This is a genomic window from uncultured Cardiobacterium sp. (genome assembly GCF_938028185.1).
GTDB lineage: Bacteria > Pseudomonadota > Gammaproteobacteria > Cardiobacteriales > Cardiobacteriaceae > Cardiobacterium.
Genome location: NZ_CALJAH010000018.1, coordinates 1 through 3537 on the forward strand (window position 1 = coordinate 1; position 3537 = coordinate 3537).

The following is a 3537-nucleotide window of genomic DNA, read 5'->3' on the forward strand; positions in this document are numbered from 1 at the left end:
GATGATTTTATCGCCGTCCACCGAAAGCCTCATACGATCAGGCGGCGCGCCTTGTACTGAATTTTGTGAGTGCGCCATATATCAATGGGTAGCGGTGCAAATGGAATCTGCGCAGCGTGTGTTTGCAATGACCTGATTGCTGCGGATAGGCAAGGGCTGTGTATCTTGCCTATCAATCGTTGATTTTATGGCTGGTTGGCGGGGCGCAACCCCAGCGCCGCCGCGTGCCAGGCGATATGTTCGCCGATGAAGCTGGCGATGAAGTAGTAGCTGTGGTCATAGCCGGGGCGGAGGTGGTATTCCACGTCAATCCCTAATGCCTGCGCGCGGGCGGCGAATGCGTCCGCCTGCAATTCGCGCGGGCGGAATTCGTCGGCGTCGCCCTGGTCGATGCGTATCGGCAGCGGCTGTTGCAAGGTTTCCAGCAGCGCGGTGCTGTCGTATTCCGCCCAGCGGGCGCGGTCGTCGCCGAGATAGGCGGTGAAGGCTTTTTGTCCCCACGGCGTTTCGCTGGGATTCGTTATCGGCGCGAAGGCGGAGACGGCGGCGAATTGCCGCGGGTTTTTCAGCGCGATTTGCAGCGCGCCGTGGCCGCCCATGCTGTGTCCGGCGATGCTGCGCTGGTCGCTGAGCGGGTGATGTTGTTCGAGGAAGGCGGGCAGTTCTTGCACGATGTAGTCGTACATTTGGTAGTGCGCCGCCCACGGCGCGCGGGTGGCGTTGACATAGAATCCTGCGCCCTGGCCGAGGTCGTAGCCGGGGTCGTCGGCGACGTCCGCGCCGCGCGGCGAGGTGTCCGGCATGACGAGGGCGAGGCCATATGCGGCGGCGTAGCGCTGCGCCCCGGCTTTTTGGCTGAAATTCTCGTCGGTGCAGGTGATGCCGGAAAGCCAGTAGAGTAGCGGCACGCGCGCGCCCGCCAATGCTTGCGGCGGCAGGTAGAGGCCGTAAGTCATGGCGCAGGCGGTGCTGTCGGCGTGGTGGCGGTAGCGCCGCTGTTCGCCGCCGAATGCCTTGTTGCAGGCGAGCAGCTCCGGCGCGCTCATGCCGCGTCCCCGTAATGGATGACGCTGCGGATGGATTTGCCCGCGTGCATCAGCTCAAAGGCGCGGTTGATGTCTTCGAGCGGCATGGTGTGGGTGATGAAGTCGTCGAGGCGGAATTTGCCGTCGAGGTATTGCTGGACGATGCCGGGCAGTTCGCTGCGCCCTTTGACGCCGCCGAAGGCCGAGCCGCGCCAGACGCGCCCGGTGACGAGCTGGAACGGCCGCGTGCGGATTTCCGCACCCGCCGGGGCGACGCCGATGATGACCGATTCGCCCCAGCCCTTGTGGCAACATTCCAGTGCCGAACGCATCACATCAACATTGCCGATGCACTCGAAGGAGTAATCAACGCCACCGCCGGTCAGGTCAATGATGACGTCCTGAATCGGCTGGTTGAAATCGCGCGGGTTGATGCAGTCGGTGGCGCCCAGCTTGCGCGCGAGGGCGAATTTGTCCGGATTGACGTCAATGCCGATGATGCGCCCCGCGCCCTGCATCCGCGCGCCGATGATGGCAGCAAGCCCAATGCCGCCGAGGCCGAAAATGGCGACGCTATCGCCCGCCTGCACCTTCGCCGTCTTGATGACCGCGCCCATGCCGGTGGTGACGCCGCAGCCGAGCAGGCAGACTTCGCGCAAATCCGCCTCCGGCTGGATTTTGGCGAGACTGACCTCGGCGACCACGGTGTATTCGGAAAAGGTCGAGCAGCCCATGTAGTGATAAATGGGCTGGCCGTCCTTGAAAAAACGCACCGTGCCGTCCGGCATCAGCCCCCTGCCCTGGGTGGCGCGCACCGCCGAGCAGAGATTGGTCTTGCCGGAGCGGCACATCTCGCATTCGCCGCATTCGGCGGTATAAAGCGGGATGACATGATCACCGGGGGCGACGCTGGTCACGCCTGCGCCGACCGCGACCACCACGCCCGCGCCCTCATGGCCGAGGACGCAGGGGAAGACGCCTTCCGCGTCCAGCCCGTCCAGGGTGTAGGCATCGGTATGGCAGACGCCGCTGGCGACCAGACGCACCAGCACCTCACCCGCCTGCGGCGGCATCAAATCCAGCTCCTCAATCACCAGCGGCTGCTTCGGCGCCCAGGCAACGGCGGCACGGGTTTTAACAAAATTCATGACGTTAGTCCTCTCAAGTTTGGGAAGCGCATTGTACACTTGCCGCCCTATCACCCACCGGCAACCCGTATGACCCGACACACCCTCGCCGAAGCGCAGGCGCTCTACGCGCTGCCCTTCATGGAACTGCTCTATCAGGCGCAGACCGTGCACCGCGCGCACCACGACCCGCAGCAAATCCAAATCAGCACCCTGCTCTCCATCAAAACCGGCGCCTGCCCGGAAGACTGCAAATACTGCCCGCAAAGCGCGCGCTACCACACCGGCGTCAGCCGTGAAGCGCTCCTGAAAATCGACGAAATCCTCACCGCCGCCGAACGCGCGCGCGAACAGGGCGCGACCCGCTTCTGCATGGGCGCCGCCTGGCGCGACCCGAAAGAAAAAGACATGCCCTATCTCGTCGAAGTCGTGCAGCGCGTCAAGGCGTTGGGGTTGGAAACCTGCATGACGCTTGGCATGCTCGACGAAAACAAGGCACAAACCCTTGCCGATGCCGGGCTTGACTACTACAACCACAACCTCGACACCAGCCGCCGCTACTACCGCGAAATCATCACCACCCGCAACTACGACGACCGCCTGCACACCCTGGAAAACGTGCGCAAGGCGGGGATGAAAATCTGCTCCGGCGGCATCCTCGGCATGGGCGAGGCAGAAGACGACCGCCTCGCCATGTTGGTAGAGCTTGCCAACCTCAACCCGCCGCCGGAAAGCGTGCCGATAAACCAACTGGTGCGCGTCAAAGGCACGCCGCTGGCGCACGCCGATGACCTCGAGCCCTTCGATTTCATCCGCGTCATCGCCGTCGCCCGCATCCTCATGCCGAAATCGGCGGTGCGCCTCTCCGCCGGGCGGGAAAGCATGAACGAACAAATGCAGGCGCTGTGCTTCATGGCGGGCGCGAACTCCATCTTCTACGGCTGCAAACTGCTGACCACGCCCAACCCGGAAGAAGACCGCGACGCGGCGCTTTTCGCCAAACTCGACCTCAACCCGCAAATGCGCGCGGCGCCAGAAGAACCGCCACCACCGCGGGCAGCGGTGGGGATGTATTACCCGCGGCGACAAACGCAGGTAGAGGGCGCACCGTGAGCGGCCGTCATTCGGGCTGCGGGCTGTCCGTAGGGTGGGGGCTTGTCCCACCGTCGCAAAACCGTCGCCATGAATGCGGCAACCCGTGCGTAGGGTGTGTGGCGGCGCAGCCAACATGGCACGCGGGCATTGGGGCAGCGGCACACCTGATACACTCACGCAAAACATGTCGCTGCAGAATACTCTATCATCTCATTGTCGCCAAACCCATGCGAGCAGCGCGTAGGTCGGCCATTTATGGCCGACATCAAAAAACGTCGGGCATGAATGCC

General features: G+C 63.5%; 3 protein-coding genes. 1 reads left to right on the top strand and 2 read right to left on the bottom strand.

Annotated elements, in window-relative coordinates; all coding sequences use genetic code 11:
* Window positions 1-185: 185 nt before the first annotated feature.
* Both fghA and Q0349_RS00710 read right to left on the bottom strand, forming a co-directional pair.
* Complete coding sequence (fghA, locus tag Q0349_RS00705; protein WP_298078835.1) at window positions 186-1046, bottom strand: S-formylglutathione hydrolase; 861 nt, start codon at window positions 1044-1046, stop codon at window positions 186-188.
* Window positions 1043-2173 (bottom strand): S-(hydroxymethyl)glutathione dehydrogenase/class III alcohol dehydrogenase, encoded by a 1131-nt coding sequence (locus Q0349_RS00710; RefSeq protein ID WP_298078836.1) that lies wholly within the window; start codon window positions 2171-2173, stop codon window positions 1043-1045. Before Q0349_RS00710 ends, fghA begins: the two co-directional genes overlap by 4 nt.
* Window positions 2174-2242: 69 nt before the next feature.
* Here Q0349_RS00710 and bioB point away from each other — a divergent pair, with 69 nt between their 5' ends.
* Window positions 2243-3265, top strand: a complete 1023-nt coding sequence (gene bioB / locus Q0349_RS00715; RefSeq protein WP_298078837.1) for a biotin synthase BioB — start codon at window positions 2243-2245, stop codon at window positions 3263-3265.
* The last annotated feature ends 272 nt before the right edge of the window (window positions 3266-3537 follow it).

Excerpts from the sequence above, each read along its gene's own strand:
- fghA (WP_298078835.1), bottom strand. The coding sequence starts at position 1,046 with ATGAGCGCGCCGGAGCTGCTCGCCTGCAACAAGGCATTCGGCGGCGAA.
- Q0349_RS00710 (WP_298078836.1), bottom strand. The coding sequence starts at position 2,173 with ATGAATTTTGTTAAAACCCGTGCCGCCGTTGCCTGGGCGCCGAAGCAG.
- bioB (WP_298078837.1), top strand. The coding sequence starts at position 2,243 with ATGACCCGACACACCCTCGCCGAAGCGCAGGCGCTCTACGCGCTGCCC.